This window comes from Saccharopolyspora gloriosae, from assembly GCF_014203325.1.
Classification (GTDB): Bacteria; Actinomycetota; Actinomycetes; order Mycobacteriales; family Pseudonocardiaceae; genus Saccharopolyspora_C; species Saccharopolyspora_C gloriosae.
In genome coordinates, this window is sequence record NZ_JACHIV010000001.1 from 5,191,822 (window position 1) to 5,209,210 (window position 17,389).

The window sequence follows — 17,389 nt, forward strand, 5'->3', positions numbered from 1 at the left end:
CAGCCCCGGACTCGCGTGGGGAGTGCTGTCTCGCACCCGCCCGCGCGGGGGCGGGTGCGAGACAGCGCGGCATCAGCAGCCGCCGGCGACCGTGATCACGCAGGGCGCCGAGGTGGGGGTGTCCGCGTTCTCCACCGACACCGAGTGCTCGGTGGCGCTCAGCGCCGCCGCGTCGGTGCTGACGGCCTCGAAAACGTCGCCGAAGATTGCCTCAGAAGCATTCATGACGTACCATCCCATCTGTACGGATCTTATTTGTTTCACTGCACTGCTTCGGTCGACTTTGCCGAGTCGGCCGAAGCCCTCAGCGGCGTTCTGGACGCGCTGAAGTGAATAGCGTTCCCAAGACGCGCACAAAATGGGCGCATCCGATCAGAACGCAAGATCTCAAGAAACCTGGAATCGCTGATAACTGCGATAGCGCGTCGGACCGCGCTGCCCGGACAACGTCAGACCCGCGGCGTTCGCGAGTTCGGACAATCGCGCGAGACTCCGTTCCCGGCCGGGCACCATGGCAGCCATCCGGAGTTTGGTCCCGTTGTCCGGGAATTCACCCCACCCGTCCAGGGTTATCTCGCACACCAGGATCGAACCCGATGACCCGGCCGCGCTAGCGCAATTGCGCAACAAGCGCACCGCAGCGTCGTCGTCCCAGTCGTAGAGAATGCTCGACAGCAAGTACACGTCGGCCCCTGCCGGCAGCGGGTCGAAGAAGCTCCCGCCGATCGCGCGGGCCCGGTCACCGAGCCCGTGCTCCTCGAACAGCCGCGCCGCGTGCTCGGCGAACGGAGGCAAGTCGACGACGCTGCCGCTCAAGTGCGGATGCCGCCGCAGCAAGCGGGACAGCAGGCCCCCGTCGCCGCCGCCGACGTCCACCACCGAGTCGGCCGCGGCCCAGTCCGGCGACTCCACGATCAGGTCTTCGTCGAAGACCCCGGACCGCACGCGCAGGGACTGCAGATGTTCGGCGAGCTCGGGCCGCGCGTCCACGTCCGCCCAGTACCCCCGCCCGTAGGCCAGCTCGTACGCGGGCACCCCGCGCAGCACGCTGTCCTTCAGCCAGGTGGCGGCCAGGTCGGCCCGCCCCGCGCAGCCGTCGGAATCCAGCAGGCTGCGCAGCCGCGCCGGATGCTCCGACCCGAGCAAGGCGCCCTTGCCGGTCACAGCGAGCCGATCCCCGCTGCGCACCAGCACTCCCAGGTCGACCAGGTTCGCCACCAGCACGTCCACGCGGTAGACGTCCGCATCGAGCCGTCCGGCGAGGTCCAGTGCGGTGTCCGCGCCTGATTCGACCAGGTCCACGAGCCGCAACGTCGCGGCCGTCCGCAGCACCATCGGAGCGAGCAGGTCGGCCTGGCCGACCACCTCTCCGATCAATTCCGCTTCCGGAACACCCGCGGATGCAGCATCCACCGCATCGCTTATTCTTCGGCCCGTCGCCTCTTCTACATGCAAATCCACGTGCTAGGCACCCCCAGGATTTATTTCCGCCGACCGTCCTGACCCCTCAGAACCGGACGCCGTTGCCGACCAATCCTGACCTCCGAAAAAAACGATCACTAGTAACGGATGTAACGGAACAACACTGACATCCGTCATCAACGTCGCGGCGCGAGTGTCATAAGACTCCATTACTTCCGCCTCTGCCCAAAAAACGTGCCGTGCAGCACCATGTCCTTCATGACGATGAGCAACGGCACCGCGGCCCGCGGCGCCATTCCGCACCACCGGGAAGACGCGACGGTATCCGTGCGCGATCTGGTCTACCGCTACGGCGAATTCGTCGCCGTCGAAGGCGTGAGCTTCTCCATCCGGCGCGGTGAGGTGTTCGCGCTGCTCGGTACCAACGGTGCAGGTAAGACCACGACGCTGGAAGTGCTCGAAGGGTTCCGCAAACCCACTTCGGGTTCGGTCGAGGTGCTCGGCCACTCGCCGTTCCAGGAACGGTTCGAGGTTCAGGCGCGCACCGGGATCATGCTCCAGGAATCCGGGCTGATCGACGAGATGACCGTCGTGCAGATGCTGGAGCTGTGGCAACGGCTGAGCCCGCGGGACGATGACCCGAGCCGCCTGTTGGATCTCGTGCACCTGGTCGAACGCCGCGACGTCCCCGTCTCCTCGCTGTCCGGCGGGGAGAAGCGCCGGCTCGACTTCGCGATGTCGGTGTGGGGATCGCCGGAGTTCGTCGTCCTCGACGAACCCACCACCGGCCTGGATCCGCAGTCGCGCGACCAGCTGTGGCAGGTCGTGCAGCGAATCCGGGACGACGGCGCGACGATCCTGCTCACGACGCACTACCTGGAGGAGGCCGAAGCCCTGGCGGACCGGGTAGCGATCATGAACTCCGGGCGCGTCGCGGTCGCCGGCACCATGTCGGAGGTCTTGGCCACCGTGCCCGCGAGGATCAGCGCGGTGTCCACGTCGCTGCCCGGTCACGTGCTCGGCGGTCTCGACCGCGAGGTCCTCGGTGAGCTCACCCTCACCACCGAAGGAGCCCAGGTCTTCCTGAGCCTGGAAACCCGGCAGTTGCAGCGGGACCTGACCCGGTTGCTCGACTGGGCCAGGCAGCACGACGTCCACCTCGACGAGCTCCGGGCGAGCCCGGCGAGCTTGTCGGAAGTGTTCATGGCCGTGCCGCGGAACGACTCCGCGTTCGGCGACACCGCTGTGCGAGCCGAAGGAGCGCGGAACTGATGCGCGGAATCAAACCGACGATCGGCCTGGCTCTGTCGGAGCTGGCATTGCTGGTTCGACAGCGCACCATGGTGGCGCTGGTGCTGCTGCTGCCAGCCGTGCTGGTCTTCATGGCGGGCGTGGTGGAGAAGCCGCAGACCCCCGAGGCGTGGGCCGCCATCGCGGCGCGCAACTGCGTGGCGATCCTGTGCATCACGGTGTACTTCATCTCGACGAGCACGCTGACCGCGCGGCGCCAGACGCTGGCGCTCAAGCGGTTCCGCACCAGCGGCATCCCGGACGCGGGGCTGCTGATCGGGCTGCTGTCCCCCGCCGTCGTCGCCGGCCTGGTGCAGTCGCTGATCTACTTCGGCGGGATCCTCGCGATGGGGGCCCCGATGCCGCGTCAACCCGGAGTGCTGGTGGTGGCCCTGGTCAGCGGAATCGTCGTGGCGACCGTGGCGGGCACGGTGACCAGCGCAGTCACCGCGACACCGGAGCGGGCGCAGTTCACGATGATGCCGCTGCTGGGAGTGGCGCTCGGTGGTGCCGCGCTGATCACGGCGGTCAACGATCCGCTGCTGGGCCGGATCGCACTCGTCGGCCCCCTTGTGTCCAATGTGGACATGATCTTCAAGGCATGGGGCGGCCCGCAACTCGGCGTGCAACTGCCCGCCGGGACGTGGTTCGCGATCGGCGCCGGTGCCGTGCTGATCTGGCTGGTGATCTTCTCTTACGCCGCGCGCCGGTTCTTCCGCTGGGACGCCCGGAAATGACCGGCCACGCGCCCGCCCACGACTCGTGCCCGTGGGACACGGCTTGGGACACGGCCGAGCGCATCCCCCACCACGACCGGGTCCGCCTCACCGAACGCGACGGGTCGCGCTACGTGCTCAAGGTCGCCCGCCCGTCGACACCGCTGGAGCACGAGGCGACCGTGGCCCGGTGCGCCGCCGATGTCCGCGTCGACAACCGGCCGATCGCGGACCGGTCGTTGCGCGCCGACTCGGCGATGCTCGTCACCGCCTGCGATCCCACCGCCGAAAGCCTGCACGACCGGCTGCTGCGGCGGTGGGAGGCGCCGCCGCTGACCGGTGTGGGGCGAGCGCTCGCCGCGATGCACGGCCACCGGGCGCCGGTCCGGCTCCCCGATGCTCGGCCGGAACGGCCGCGGTTCTTCCCGCTCACCCCCGAGCAGCACGCCGCGATGCCGATCGGCACGGTCCAGGTGCTCCGCGTCCTCGACGAGCACCGCGATGCGCGAGACCTGCTGGAAACCGCCGCCGCTCGTCCGCCGAAGGCCCGGACTCTGGTCCACGGGGACTGCAAGCCGGACAACATCCGGCTGCGGCGGGACGGATCGGTTCTGTTCATCGACTGGGAGCTCGGCGGGGCCGGAGATCCGATCGAGGACCTGGCCGGGGCGGTGGGGGCCCTGATCGCGGTCTCGGTGCAGGACCGGCTGGCCACCGCGGGCCCGACCGCCGCGGACATCGGCCGCGCTCTGTCCGAGGGGATGAACCGGGCGTGGGAGTGCGTCGCGACGATGCTCGCGGCGTACGCCGACGCCGGGGCCGAGGTCGCGGACCTCGACGACCTCGTGCTGCTCACCGCCGTGAAGGTGCTGTGCCGCGCCCAAGTGCAGGCCGCACTGATGGGCAAAGTCGGTGCGACCGCGCACGTGCTGCTGCAGGCGGCGCTCGCCATCACTCGCAACCGCGACCGCGTGGCCGGACTGCTGCGTTGAAGCACGGGCGTTAAGCACGGGTGTTCCCGGCTCGGCGCGCGACAGGACTTGGAGAACTCGACGGCCGGGCGGCCGGGCTTCCTCGCCGCCCGGCCGCCCTCGCCGGAGGTGGCCGACGTGCCGAAAGACCGACCGCTGCGGGACGAACCGGTGCGCCAATGGCGGACCGGCCTGCAGCACACCACCGTGCACCACGCCGAGGACGGGTGGTTCACCTGGTCGTTGCGCGCGGGCAGTGCCGCACCGCCCCGGCCCGCGCCGCGACTCTCATCGCTGGACTCGTGGCGAGCGCTGCCGGGCCTCGCGGTGGCGCGGCAGGACGGTAGCGCGTTGTCCTACCGTGCTCCCGGCTCCACCTCGCTGGCCCAGGCGTTCCTGGACGGCACCGGAGACGGGGTCCTCGACGCGGTGGAACGAGCGGGGGCACTGCTGCGCACGGCCCACGACGCTCCGGTCCCTGCGGCCGCGCGCGCCTGGCCTTCGCCCGCCGTGATCCGCCTGCTGCACGGAACTTCGCCGCAGTTCGCGCCGACGCGCTTGCACGCGCGGATGCAGGCGGTGCTCGGGCGGCGCCGGTGCGAGCGGCTGCGCTCCTGGGCCGCGGAACCGCCCTCGGACGGGAGCGACGAAGTTCTGCTGCACGGCAGCGCCACCCCGCGAGCGGTGGTGGTCAGCGGCGACTCCCGCTGCACGCTGCGCATCGGGGCCGACTGCGTGACGGGCGACCGCAGCTGGGACCTGGAGTGGTTCCTGGCGTCGTTGTTCGAACTCTGCGCCGGTACCGAACCGAGCATCGGCCTGCACACCGGCACGTCGTACCGGCAGGCCCACGAGGCGCTCATCACCGGATACGGCAGGGAGTTGCCCGCCACGGCCGGACCGGTGGCCGTGCTCGGCGTGCTCGGCCACGTGCACGACTTCGCCGCCTACGTCGGGTGGAGCGACGAGCTCGACGACTACCTGCGGGCCTCGGCGCAGCTGATCGATGAGGCGGGAGCGCAGATCGTCTCCCCCGCGTGAGCGCGCCCGCCTGCCGATCGACAGCGGCGGGCGGGGTCGTTCCCGAACGGGCGGTCAGTGGGCGTCCTCGCGCTGCTTCGAGCGCGCCGCGACCAGTGCCACGCGCACGATCGCCCAGGTCAGGATCACCGCCAGCAGCCCGTACTGCACGACCGGGTTGTCGGTGACGAAGAACAGCAGCGGCGCGATGACCACGACGTTGACCGACTGGGCGAGAGCCTCGCGCTTGAGCGTCGGAGCGAGCGTGATCCGGACCATGTCCACCAGCAGATTCGACACGGGTCAGTCCTTTCGGTACGTGCGGAAGCCACCGCTTCGCCATCGAGCGGGCGATCCGCTGCGGGGTGGCTCCCATGCTCGTCCGACCGGTGCACGCCGAGTAGTCGACAACGTCATCGACCCGTGTGGCATCCATGTCGCCTCCCGCATGACAGGTGTCATGCGAGCGCGGCTCGGCTAGTCGGCGGGTTCTGGGTCTTCTTCGAGGTGGGCCCAGTGCACGGCGGTGTCGCCGTAGCGGCGGGTGCGGTCCGGGATGAGCGGGGCGGGCCACGCCGGGTCGCCGGTGCGGGTCGACTGCTCCAGGACGACGAGTCCGCCGGGCGCGGTCCAGCCGCCGGTGGCCAGCGCGGCCAGGACCTGGGCCAGCCGGGCGGGGTCGAGGTCGTAGGGCGGGTCGGCGAGCACCAGGTCGTAGGGCTCGGCGGGCGGGGTCGCGAGTGCGGTCTCGGCCTTGGCCTGTTCGACGGCGACGTCGCGGAATCCGAGGGTGCCGGCGTTGCGGCGGATGATCTGCGCGGCCCGCCGGTCGGCCTCGACGAAGGTGGCGTGCCCGGCCCCGCGGGAGAGCGCTTCGAGACCGAGCGCGCCGGAGCCGCCGTAGAGGTCGAGCACCCGAGCGCCGTCGAGGTCGACGGCCGCTTCGAGGGCGCTGAACACGGCTTCCCGGACCCGGTCCGAGGTGGGGCGGGTCCCGCGCGGCGGGACCTCGATCCGACGGCCTCCCGCACTGCCTGCCACGATCCGCGTCACCGGGACATCTTCGCACCGGCCGCGGGCGTCGCGGGCACGGGTGCGCACGCGAGCAGGGGCGGCACCCTCGGGTACCGCCCCTGCTCGTAGGTTCTCGGATGCCGGTCGGTGACCTCCCGGCGGAGCCCCCGGGGAATCGTCCGCGCCGGACGACGCCGCTACTGGACGACCTGGACCTCGTCGCCGGGGTTGAGCGAGTCGAAGAACTTCTTCGACGCGGTCGTCGACAGGTGGATGCAGCCGTTGGACTCCTGTTCGAGGCTGCCTTCGTGGAAGGCGACCCCGGTCTTGGTGAAGAACACCGAGTTCGGCATGGGCGCGTTGTTGAACTCGGTGCTGCGGTGGTCGGCGTCCTTCCAGAGCACCTGGTGCGTCCCGACCGGTGTTTCCGCGCCGACCTTGCCGGAGGTCAGCGGTACCGGGCCGTAGAAGCCCGTGCCGTTCTCCTGCAGCCAGGCCTGCTTGGACGACAGGTCCACGCAGGCCTTCGCCGTCGCCTGGCACGGCGTCACGTCGCCGGCGTCCGCGTAGGCGGCGGCACCGGTGAGCGCACCCCCGGCGACCAGGGCGGCCACGGTGGCCACTCTGCCGAGACGCTTGTTCACGTTGCGCATGGGCTTCACGTCCTTCCTGCCTTCGCAGTTCACTCCACAGTGCCACAGGCACAGGGGTTCGAACACACTGCGGTCCTGGAATTGCGCTCAGCACCAACACTTTCATCTCATCGGACGCATAAACCCCGTTCGTCCTGGGGTTTCCGATCACCCGAGATCGAATTCACCTTGCGCCGCAACGCATTCACCACCGGAACCAGCACGTCGGGCACGTGATCGCGCACGGTCCGACATCGTTCCGAGCGGGTTCGAGCACGATGGGAGAGGTCCGTCACGAGAACCGCGCCGTGCCGCCTCCGCCGAACCTGGCCGGGGTCAGCTGCGCGGGGTCGCTACGGCGGCGTAGCAGGCGGCGCGGGACGGGTCGTGGCCCGCCGCCGGTGGGCCGTCCGGGCGCCACTGCGCCGGGTACACCAGGCCGGGCTCGACGAAGTCGAAGTCGGCCAGCAGCCCGGTGATCTCCTCGCGGGACCGCAGCACCAGCTGCTCCGAACTTCCCGCGTTGAAGGCCTCCGCCGTGCGGTGCACCTCGGGGTAGTCGTCGGCCGTCATGTGCGAGAACACCAGGAACGAGCCGGGCCGCATCACCTCGCGGTACGCGGCGAGCGCGGCGGCCGGGTCGTCCTCCTTGGTGAGGTAGTGCGTCATGGCCACCATCAGCACCGCGACCGGCTCGTCGAAGTCGAGCAGCTCCAGCGCGTCGGGGTCGGCGAGGATCGACTCCGGTTCGCGCATGTCGGCGTGCAGCACGCGCGTGTTCGAGTTCCCTTCGAGCAGCGATCGGCTGTAGGCGACGGCGACGGAGTCGATGTCCACGTAGACCACGCGCGCCTCCGGGGCGTCGCGCTGCGCGATCTCGTGCACGTTGCCGACGGTCGGCATGCCGGAACCGAGGTCGAGGAACTGCCGGATCCCGGCCTGCAGGCAGTACCGCACGGCGCGGCCGAGGAAGGCGCGGTTGTCCCGCGCGGGCTGCGGCGTCGCCGGGTAGATCTTCTTGATCTCGTCGAGGACCCTGCGGTCGACCGCGAAGTTGTGCGAGCCGCCGAGGCCGTAGTCGTAGATCCGGGACGCGCTCGACTTGCTGATGTCGGCACCTCGGGGCAGCTCCACCACGGTTTCCTCCGTCGCTTCGCGCCCGGCGGCGAGTCTCACCGGGCACGCGGTCCCCGCCCGCCTCGCGGAGACCGCAACGATGCAAAAGGTACCTGCACGATCGCGCAACACGCCCCGGTCGCCGGTCACGACCCCGGGAACACCGGTGGCGCAGGTGCCCGGAGCACCTGCGCCACCAGCGCTGGAAGACCGTCAGCCGATCTCGATGATCAGGTCGCCGCCTTCCACCTGCTGCACCTTGCCGATGGCCAGCCGCTTGACCCGGCCCGCCTGCGGAGCGGTGATCGCGGCCTCCATCTTCATCGCCTCGATGGTCGCGACGGTCTGCCCGGAGCTCACCTCGTCGCCCTCGGCCACCGCGAGCGTGACGACACCCGCGAACGGCGAGGGCACGTGGCCGGGGCTGCCGCGGTCCGCCTTCTCCGCCACCGGCAGGTCCGTGGCCACCGAGCGGTCCCGCACCTGGATGGGGCGCAGCTGCCCGTTCAGGATCGCCATCACCGTGCGCATGCCGCGCTCGTCGGCCTCGCTGATCGCCTCCAGGCCGATGAGCAGCCGCACGCCCTGGTCGAGGTCCACGGAGTACTCCTCGCCGGGGCGCAGCCCGTAGAAGAAGTCCTTGCTGCGCAGCAGCGAGGTGTCCCCGTAGGCCTCGCGGTGCTCGGTGAACTCCTTGGTCGGCTTGGCGAACAGCAGCCGGTTGAGGGTGGCGCGCCGGTCCTCCACGAGCCCGGTGCGGTCCTCCGCGGTGAGCTCGGCCAGCGCGCGCTCCCCCGTGCGCCCTTCCAGCGCCCGGGTGCGGAACGGCTCCGGCCAGCCCGCCGGCGGTTCGCCCAGCTCGCCCTGCAGGAAGCCGATGACCGAGTCGGGGATGTCGAACCGGCGCGGCTCCGCCTCGAAGTCGGCGGGGTCGACCCCGGCCCCGACCAGGTGCAGCGCCAGGTCACCGACGACCTTGGAGGACGGCGTGACCTTCACCAGCCTGCCGAGGATGCGGTCCGCGGCCTCGTACATGGCCTCGATCTCTTCGAACTTGTCGCCGAGGCCGAGCGCGACGGCCTGGGTGCGCAGGTTCGACAGCTGACCGCCGGGGATCTCGTGCCGGTACACCCGCCCCGTCGGCGCGGCCAGGCCCGCCTCGAAGGGCAGGTAGATCTTGCGCACCGACTCCCAGTACGGCTCCAGGTCGCACACCGCGCGCAGGTCCAGCCCGGTGGCGCGGTCGGTGTGGTCGGTGGCGGCGACCACCGAGGACAGCGCGGGCTGCGAGGTGGTGCCCGCCAGCGAGGCCGAAGCCCCGTCGACGGCGTCCACCCCGGACTGCACGGCGGCCAGGTAGGTCGCCAGCTGCCCGCCCGGCGTGTCGTGGGTGTGCAGGTGCACCGGCAGGTCGAACTCCCTGCGCAGCGCGGTGACCAGCTCCGCCGCGGCCGGAGCGCGCAGCAACCCGGCCATGTCCTTGATCGCCAGCACGTGCGCGCCCGCGTCGACGATCTGCTCGGCCAGCCGCAGGTAGTAGTCCAGCGTGTAGATCTTCTCGGCCGGGTCCAGCAGGTCGCCGGTGTAGCACAGCGCCACCTCGGCCACGGACTTCCCGGTGTCGCGCACGGCCCGGATCGCCGGGCGCATCTGCTCGATGTCGTTGAGCGCGTCGAAGATCCGGAAGATGTCGATGCCGGTGTCGGTGGCCTCCTGCACGAAGTGCTCGGTCACCTCGGTGGGGTACGGCGTGTAGCCGACGGTGTTGCGCCCGCGCAGCAGCATCTGCAGGCAGATGTTGGGCACCGCCTCGCGCAGCTTCGCCAGCCGCTCCCACGGGTCCTCCGCCAGGAACCGCAGCGCCACGTCGTAGGTGGCGCCGCCCCAGCACTCCAGCGACAGCAGCTCCGGCGTCATCCGCGCCACGTGCGGCGCCACGGCCAGCAGGTCCTTGCTGCGCACCCGGGTCGCCAGCAGCGACTGGTGGGCGTCGCGGAAGGTCGTGTCGGTGACGCCTACGGCGTCGGATTCCCGCATCCAGCGCGCGAAGCCCTCCGGGCCGAGCTCGGTGAGCCGCTGCTTGGACCCCTGCCGCGGCGGTGCCGTCAGGTCGATGTCGGGCAGCTTGAACACCGGGTCCGGAACGGTCGGCCGCGACCCGTTGGGCTGGTTCACGGTGACGTCGGCCAGGTAGTTCAGCAGCCGGGTGCCGCGGTCCGCGGAGTGGCGCGCCGTGAGCAGGTGCGGGCGTTCCTCGATGAACGAGGTCGTCACGCGCCCCTCGGCGAAGTCGTCGTTGTCCAGCACCGCCTGCAGGAACGGGATGTTCGTCGCGACGCCGCGGATCCGGAACTCGGCGAGGGCGCGCCGTGCGCGGGCCACGGCGGTCGGGAAGTTCCGCCCGCGGCAGGACAGCTTCACCAGCATCGAGTCGAAGTGCGCGCTGATGCTGGTCCCGGCGAACGCGGTGCCGCCGTCGAGCCGGATTCCGGCGCCGCCCGGCGAGCGGTAGGCGCTGATCATGCCGGTGTCCGGGCGGAACCCGTTGGTGGGGTCCTCGGTGGTGATGCGGCACTGCAGCGCGGCGCCGCGCAGCCGCACCTCGTCCTGCGTCATGCCGAGGTCGGCGAGCGTCTCACCGGCGGCGATGCGCAGCTGCGACTGCACGAGGTCGGCGTCGGTGACCTCTTCGGTGACGGTGTGCTCGACCTGGATGCGCGGGTTCATCTCGATGAACACGTGCCTGCCCTGCTCGTCGACGAGGAACTCGACGGTGCCCGCGTTGACGTAGCCGATCTTGCGGGCGAAGGCGACCGCGTCGGCGCAGATGCGTTCGCGCAGCTCCGGGTCCAGGTTCGGGGCGGGCGCGATCTCGATGACCTTCTGGTGCCGACGCTGCACCGAGCAGTCCCGCTCGTAGAGGTGGATCACGTTGCCGGCCTGGTCGGCGAGGATCTGCACCTCGATGTGCCGCGGGTTCACCACGGCCTGCTCGAGGATCACCGTCGGGTCGCCGAAGGCGGACTCCGCTTCGCGCATGGCGGCTTCGAGGGCTTCGCGCAGCGCGCCGAACTCGGCGACGCGGCGCATGCCGCGACCACCGCCACCGGCGACGGCCTTGACGAACACGGGGAACTGGAGGGATTCGCCGACGGACATGAGCTCGTCGATGTCCGCGGAGGGGGCTGAGGAGTCCAGCACCGGCACGCCCGCCTCGCGGGCGGCGGCGACGGCGGTGGCCTTGTTCCCCGTCATCTCGAGGATGTCGTGGCTCGGTCCGACGAAGGTGATGCCCGCGTCGTGGCACGCCTTGGCCAGGTCCGGGTTCTCCGACAGGAAGCCGTAACCCGGGTAGATCGCGTCGGCGCCCGCGGTCTGCGCCGCTTTGATGATCTCGTCGACCGACAGGTAGGCGCGGACGGGATGTCCGGGCTCGCCGATCTCGTAGGACTCGTCGGCCTTCAAGCGGTGCAACGAGTTGCGGTCTTCGTGCGGGAACACCGCGACGGTGCCCGCGCCGAGCTCATAGCCCGCGCGGAAGGCTCGAATCGCGATTTCGCCACGGTTGGCGACGAGGACCTTGCGAAACATGCCGGCTACCTCCTGGACAGGTGTCGGACGGTCGGCGAAACCGTACCGCGAAAATTCCGCCTGCCGAGAGGATCAGCGGGTGACCCACATCATTCGGTGATGTTGACCTGCGATTACGACGACCCCGCACAAGACCTTGCGGAAAGAAAATCCACGATTCTTCCGTTTCCGGAATGATCGGGACGGAGATCCCACCGCCGCACGGAGGGCGGTGTTCACCTCCGGCGCGTTCCCCGCCACGGAAACGCGCCCGCCCCCCGCCCGGTTACGCAAGTCCGGGCGTCAGCTCTTCTCCAAGTAGCCCGCGCGGTCCTCGTCGACGACCTCCTCGACCATGCGCGCCAGGCCCGGGTGCTGCCGCAGCTGCGGATCGTCGGCGACGTAGCGCTGCGCCTCGTCCCGCGCTTCGGCGATGACGTCCTCGTCGCGCAGCAGCGACAACATCTTCAGCCCCGACCGGCGCCCGGACTGGGCCGCGCCCAGCACGTCCCCTTCCCGGCGCAGCTCCAGGTCGAGCCGGGCCAGTTCGAAGCCGTCCGTCGTGGAGGCCACCGCGTCCAGCCGCTCCCGGGTGGAGGTGCCGCCCATGGCCTCGCTCACCAGCAGGCACAGCCCCGGCGCCGAACCACGTCCGACGCGCCCGCGGAGCTGGTGCAGCTGGCTCACCCCGAACCGGTCCGCGTCCATGATCACCATCACGGTCGCGTTCGGCACGTTCACGCCGACCTCGACCACGGTCGTGGCCACCAGCACGTCCAGCTTCCCGTCGGCGAAGCCGCGCATCACCGCGTCCTTGTCGTCGGCGGCCAACCTGCCGTGCAGCACGCCGATCCGCAGCTGCGCCAGCGGTCCCTGGCGCAGCCGCTCCGCCACGTCGAGCACGGCCAGCGGCGGGCGGCGCTCGTCGGAACCCGCGCCCGCGTCCTCCGGTTCCTCCACCCCGTCGTCGGTGCGCGGCTTCTTCCCGCCCTTCTTCGGCGGGTTCTGCTCGTCGTCGCCGATGCGCGGGCACACCACGTACACCTGGTGCCCGGCGGCGACCTCCTCCCGGACGCGCTCCCACGCGCGGTCCAGCCACGTCGGCTTCTCCGCGACCGGCACCACGCTGGTGCTGATCGGCGAACGCCCGCTGGGCAGCTCGCGCAGCGCGGAGGTCTCCAGGTCGCCGTACACGGTCATCGCCACGGTCCGCGGGATCGGCGTCGCCGTCATCACGAGCACGTGCGGCGCGGATTCCGCCCCGCCGCGAGCCCGCAGCGCGTCCCGCTGCTCCACGCCGAACCGGTGCTGCTCGTCGACGACGACGAGGCCGAGGTCGGCGAACGACACCCTGTCCTGGATCAGCGCGTGGGTGCCGACGACGATGCCCGCCTCCCCGGAGGCCGCCTCCAACAACGCCTTCTTGCGCGCCGCGGCGGGCAGCGAACCGGTGAGCAGGGTGATCTTGGTGGACTGCTCGGCCGCGCCGAGCTGACCCGCCGCGCCCAGCTCGCCGAGCAGCTCCGCCAGCGACCGGGCGTGCTGGGACGCCAGCACCTCGGTCGGCGCCAGCATCGCGGCCTGACGGCCCGCGTCCACCACTTGCAACATGCCGCGCAACGCCACGACGGTCTTGCCGGAGCCGACCTCGCCCTGCACCAGCCGGTTCATCGGCTGCTCGGTGGCCAGGTCGGCGGCGATCTCGGTGCCGATCTCGGTCTGCCCCGCGGTGAGCTGGAACGGGAGCCTGCGGTCGAACTCCGCGAGCAGCCCGTCCTCGCGGCGCGGGCAGGACGGCGCCGGATGTTCGTGCGCCGTCTCGCGCAGCCGTGCGAGCACCAGTTGCACCGCCAGCGCCTCGTCCCACTTGAGCCGGTTCTGCGCGGCGGCGACCTCGCTCTGGTCCTGCGGCCGGTGGATCTTGCGCAGCGCCGTCTCCAGCCCCAGCAGCCGATGTTCGGTGCGCAACACCTCGGGCAGCGGATCGTCCGCGCCGTCCCAGGTGTCGAGCACCTGGCGCACGCAGCGGGAGATCGACCAGGACGGAAGTCCTTGCGCCGACGGGTAGACCGGGATCAGCGCCGCCGCGAACTCCTCCGCCACCGAACCGGCCTGCTCCGCGTCCTCGCCGTCGAACAGCTGGTACTCGGGGTGGGCGAGCTGGAACGAGCCCCGGTAGGCGGTGACCTTGCCGGCGAACATGCCCTGCCGTCCGGGCAGCAGCTCCCGCTCCCGCCACGCCTGGTTGAAGAAAGTGCAGGTCAGCGAGCGATGCCCGTCGGTGATGCGAGCTTCGACGATGGTGCCGCGGCGGGATTTCATGGTCCGCTTCGAGACCCGTTCGACCTTCGCCAGCACCGTCACGTGCTCGTCGAGCTCCAGTCCGGCGATGGCGGTGAGCTCACCGCGTTCGGCGTAGCGGCGCGGGTAGTGCCGCAGCAGATCGCCCACAGTGGACAGTCCGAGCGACGATTCGAGCGCCTGCCCGGTCTTCGCGCCCAGCACCCGGTCGAGCCCCGTCTCCGAAGTGGTCATCCCGCCCTGCCCGTGTCGCCTGCTGTGCCGGTACCTAGCTCGAAGTTATCGGACGAACGCGGGCCGCGGTCGGACCGGTTCACCGAATCCGCGCCGCGCCGGACGATTCCGCGCCCGCCGCGCTACTCGACGCCCAGCAGCAGCGCCGCCGGGGAACCGCCCGCCGGGTAGCTGACGCACTCCACCTCCGGGCGGTGCTTCGCCAAGTACTCGACCAGCTCCGCCGACACCGGTTCCGGAGCGCCGTCGCCCACCAGCACCGTCACCAGCTCGCCGCCCGCCGCGAGCATCCGATCCACCAGATCCCGCGCCACCGCGAGGAAATCCCGGCCCAGCAGCACGACCTCGCCGTCCACCAGCCCCAGCACGTCGCCGGGCACGCAGCGACCGGCCCAGGTCAACGCCTCCGACTCGGCGATGCGCAGTTCGCCGCGCCGGGTCGCCGCGGCGGCCTCCGCCATCACCACCGCGTCGTCCGAGCTGCGACGCGACGGATCGTGCACGGCCAGCGCCGCCAGGCCCTGCGCCGGGGACGCGGTGGGCACGACGACGACGTCGCGGCCGTCCCGGACGGCGCGCTTCGCGGCCAGCTCGGCGAGTTCGGTGATCGCCTCGCCGTTGGGCAGCAGCACGACGTGCGCGGCGCGAGTCCGCTCGATCGCCGCGACCAGCTCCGGCACCGAGGGATCCGCCGGGCGCAGCTCGAACACCTCGGCGCCCTCCGCGCGGAACAGCTCGGCGAGCTCGGCGCCCGCGACGCAGGCCAGGATCGCGTGCCCCACCGGGTGCGCGGCGGTCTGGTCGGCGAACCGCTGCACCCGGATGCGGCTGGGCCTGCCGGTCTCCACGCCCGCTTCGATGGCGCCACCGATGTCGTCGCAATGCACGTGCACGGCCCATCCGCCCGCGCCGTCGCCGACCACGGACACGCAGTCGCCGAGTTCCGCCAGCACGGAGCGCAGCCGGTCCACACCGGCCGGTTCGGCGTCGGCGAGCAGGTACATCACTTCGTAGGCGTAGCCGCCGTGCTCGGCGGGGAGTTCGACGTGGCCGGTCGGCGGTTCCGGCGCGAGCCGCACTCCGTGCACCACCGAGTGCAACGCGTCGAGCAGCACGACCAGCCCTCGGCCGCCCGCGTCCACCACTCCCGCCGCGGCCAGCGCGGGCAGCTGCGCGGTGGTGCGCTCCAGCGCGCCGATCGCGGCCAGCGCGGCCGCGCGCACGGACTCGCCCAGCCCGGCGGCGCCGGACGATTCCTCTGCCGCCGCGTGCAGCACCGACAGCATCGTGCCGTCGACGGGTTCCGCGACGGCGTCCGTCGCGAGCACATCCGCATGGTGCAACGCGTCGTGCAACGCCGATCCGTCCATCGCCGCCGCGTCCCGCAGCTGCTCCGCCATCCCCCGCAGCACCTGCGAGAGCAGCATCCCGGAATTGCCGCGCGCCCCGGACACCGCACCCTCCGCGAGCGCCGCGAGCACCTCGCCCAGCCGCCCGTCCGGCACCCGCTCGGTCGCTTCCAGCGCCGCGCGCATCGTGTGCAGCAGGTTCGTCCCGGTGTCGCCGTCCGCCACGGGGTACACGTTGATCCGGTCGAGCGCGGCGCGATCCCGCGCCAGCGCCGCCACCGATTCCCGCGCCCACCGCCGCGCCGCTTCCGCGCCGAACTCCGGCAGCGCCTCCGGACTCCCCACCACACCGCGAAGCCTAAGGGGTCCTTTCAGGATGACCTTCGCTGCTGGTCGCTCAGCGGAACCTCAGCGGCTTCCCCGCTGACGAAAGATCCTTCTGATAGGACGCCTGAGCCGTCCTCGCCCGGCGCCCGGCGCCCGGCGCAGCGGATCGAAGATCATCACCGGAGGCCGGGCGCCCGCGCCGACCACCCCGCCCGGCTCCGCGCGCGGGCGACCTCGCACGATGCCGCGGAGCGCTTCCGGCGCCCCGGGTCAGGGGCCGACGGGCCCGATCAGGGCGTGGGGTAGGCTTATCGGGTCCCGGGTGGCGATGACCCAGGGCACCCGTAAGGCATGCAGGTCCGCACCGGCTTCCGGCCGGGAGGAGATCGCCGGGTACCCCTGGCGAGCAGCAAGCCCAGCGGTACGCGATCCGGTCCGCTCAGCGGTCGGGATCCCCAAGCGGGCAGCGCTCGCGTGGACTCATCGCCGCATCCGAACTCAGGCTTCCCCGCCGCGGGCGTGGGAGGACGTCGAACGCAAAGTAAGGGGTGTCTGACGTGGCTGCCGTCTGCGACGTCTGCAGTAAGGGTCCGGGCTTCGGTAACTCGGTCTCGCACTCCCACCGGAAGACCAGGCGCCGGTGGAACCCGAACATCCAGACCGTGCACGCCAAGTTCGGTCTCTCCCAGCGCAAGCGCATGAACGTGTGCACCTCCTGCCTCAAGGCGGGCAAGGTCGTGCGCGGCTGAGCGCAGGCCTTTAGCGCCGAACCCCGGAGCGGCTCGCCGTTCCGGGGTTTTTGCGCGCCCGGAACCGGTTCGTCACGGCAGGTGGTGGCGCCAGCGCGGGCCGACCTGCGCCCATTCCGCCTCCCAAGCGGCCAACCGGCGCTTGCCCACGTACCAGCGGGCTCCCGTGAACAACCCGCCCAGCACCAGCCCCGAGCCGAGCAGAATCCCGGCTCCGGCGGTCCCGGCGGCTTGCGTCGCTTCGGAGCGGGTCCGCGGCGGCGGCACCGGAGTGTCCCGCGGGTCGACCCAGATCGGCACCGCGTCGGCGAGCTGCTGACCGGTCGGCACCTCGATGACCGCGACGTGCTGCGGGCCCGGCGGCGCTCCCCACCCGACCCGGATCGAACGGACCACCGCGCTCTCGCCCGGCACCTCCGCCAGCACCTTCGCCGACACCTGGTGGCGATCGGCGTGCTCGGCGTTCACCTGCGCCAAGTGATCCCGCAGCACCGCCTGCGACGCCACGAACGACGCGATCAGGACCACCACCGCCGCCACCAGCACCACCAGCAGCGCGATGGGCTCGAACAAGTCGGTCCGGCGCCGCAACGGGTTGGCTCCGGGCCACACCCCACGTCGCAACCGCGCCAGGACTCCTCCACTGACCGGGCCGGCACCCATGACAAGCCTTCTTCC

General features: G+C 71.2%; 15 protein-coding genes. 5 read left to right on the forward strand and 10 right to left on the reverse strand.

Going from position 1 to position 17,389, the window contains the following annotated elements; translation table 11 throughout:
• Positions 1 to 72: 72 nt before the first annotated feature.
• Together BJ969_RS22585 and BJ969_RS22590 are read right to left on the reverse strand one after the other, a co-directional pair.
• Entirely contained in the window at positions 73 to 225 is a 153-nt protein-coding gene (locus tag BJ969_RS22585; protein WP_184481835.1) for a hypothetical protein, read from the reverse strand.
• A 162-nt stretch (positions 226 to 387) separates the two neighbouring features.
• The gene (locus BJ969_RS22590; protein WP_184481837.1) at positions 388 to 1,413 is read right to left on the reverse strand and encodes a methyltransferase; all 1,026 of its coding nucleotides are present in this window, start codon (positions 1,411 to 1,413) and stop codon (positions 388 to 390) included.
• 267 nt (positions 1,414 to 1,680) lie between these two features.
• On the opposite strand from BJ969_RS22590, the gene BJ969_RS22595 reads away from it, so the two are divergent.
• The 4 genes from BJ969_RS22595 to BJ969_RS22610 all read left to right on the forward strand — a co-directional run bounded on the left by BJ969_RS22595 (position 1,681) and on the right by BJ969_RS22610 (position 5,440).
• Positions 1,681 to 2,694, forward strand: a complete 1,014-nt coding sequence (locus tag BJ969_RS22595; RefSeq protein ID WP_246457061.1) for an ABC transporter ATP-binding protein — start codon at positions 1,681 to 1,683, stop codon at positions 2,692 to 2,694.
• On the forward strand, positions 2,694 to 3,449 hold the full coding sequence (locus tag BJ969_RS22600) for an ABC transporter permease (RefSeq protein ID WP_184481841.1): 756 nt from the start codon (positions 2,694 to 2,696) through the stop codon (positions 3,447 to 3,449). The genes BJ969_RS22595 and BJ969_RS22600 overlap by 1 nt, the downstream gene beginning before the upstream one ends.
• Positions 3,446 to 4,420, forward strand: a complete 975-nt coding sequence (locus BJ969_RS22605) for an aminoglycoside phosphotransferase family protein (protein ID WP_184481843.1) — start codon at positions 3,446 to 3,448, stop codon at positions 4,418 to 4,420. Before BJ969_RS22600 ends, BJ969_RS22605 begins: the two co-directional genes overlap by 4 nt.
• Before the next feature lie 117 nt (positions 4,421 to 4,537).
• Positions 4,538 to 5,440: a hypothetical protein gene (locus BJ969_RS22610; RefSeq protein ID WP_184481845.1), complete on the forward strand. Its 903-nt coding sequence runs from the start codon at positions 4,538 to 4,540 to the stop codon at positions 5,438 to 5,440.
• Between the two features lie 54 nt (positions 5,441 to 5,494).
• Here the strand turns inward: BJ969_RS22610 and BJ969_RS22615 are convergent, their stop codons facing one another.
• The 7 genes from BJ969_RS22615 to BJ969_RS22645 all read right to left on the reverse strand — a co-directional run bounded on the left by BJ969_RS22615 (position 5,495) and on the right by BJ969_RS22645 (position 15,983).
• Positions 5,495 to 5,719, reverse strand: a complete 225-nt coding sequence (locus BJ969_RS22615) for a hypothetical protein (RefSeq protein ID WP_184481847.1) — start codon at positions 5,717 to 5,719, stop codon at positions 5,495 to 5,497.
• Positions 5,720 to 5,896: 177 nt separating this feature from the next.
• Entirely contained in the window at positions 5,897 to 6,472 is a 576-nt protein-coding gene (rsmD, locus tag BJ969_RS22620; protein WP_184481849.1) for a 16S rRNA (guanine(966)-N(2))-methyltransferase RsmD, read from the reverse strand.
• A 158-nt stretch (positions 6,473 to 6,630) separates the two neighbouring features.
• Positions 6,631 to 7,086, reverse strand: coding sequence for a L,D-transpeptidase (locus tag BJ969_RS22625; RefSeq protein ID WP_184481851.1), 456 nt, complete (start codon positions 7,084 to 7,086; stop codon positions 6,631 to 6,633).
• 315 nt (positions 7,087 to 7,401) lie between these two features.
• Positions 7,402 to 8,199, reverse strand: a complete 798-nt coding sequence (locus tag BJ969_RS22630) for an SAM-dependent methyltransferase (RefSeq protein WP_343071547.1) — start codon at positions 8,197 to 8,199, stop codon at positions 7,402 to 7,404.
• Positions 8,200 to 8,394: 195 nt separating this feature from the next.
• Positions 8,395 to 11,772 (reverse strand): pyruvate carboxylase, encoded by a 3,378-nt coding sequence (locus BJ969_RS22635; protein WP_184481855.1) that lies wholly within the window; start codon positions 11,770 to 11,772, stop codon positions 8,395 to 8,397.
• Positions 11,773 to 12,054: 282 nt separating this feature from the next.
• On the reverse strand, positions 12,055 to 14,286 hold the full coding sequence (gene recG / locus BJ969_RS22640) for an ATP-dependent DNA helicase RecG (protein ID WP_184481858.1): 2,232 nt from the start codon (positions 14,284 to 14,286) through the stop codon (positions 12,055 to 12,057).
• 122 nt (positions 14,287 to 14,408) lie between these two features.
• Positions 14,409 to 15,983 (reverse strand): DAK2 domain-containing protein, encoded by a 1,575-nt coding sequence (locus BJ969_RS22645; RefSeq protein ID WP_343071548.1) that lies wholly within the window; start codon positions 15,981 to 15,983, stop codon positions 14,409 to 14,411.
• A 536-nt stretch (positions 15,984 to 16,519) separates the two neighbouring features.
• Between BJ969_RS22645 and rpmB the strand changes: the two genes are divergently transcribed.
• A complete protein-coding gene (gene rpmB, locus BJ969_RS22650; RefSeq protein WP_184481860.1) occupies positions 16,520 to 16,711 on the forward strand; it encodes a 50S ribosomal protein L28 in 192 nt (63 codons plus the stop codon).
• Positions 16,712 to 16,783: 72 nt separating this feature from the next.
• Here rpmB and BJ969_RS22655 read toward each other — a convergent pair whose 3' ends face one another.
• Positions 16,784 to 17,374 (reverse strand): Rv1733c family protein, encoded by a 591-nt coding sequence (locus BJ969_RS22655; RefSeq protein WP_184481862.1) that lies wholly within the window; start codon positions 17,372 to 17,374, stop codon positions 16,784 to 16,786.
• Positions 17,375 to 17,389: the final 15 nt, after the last annotated feature.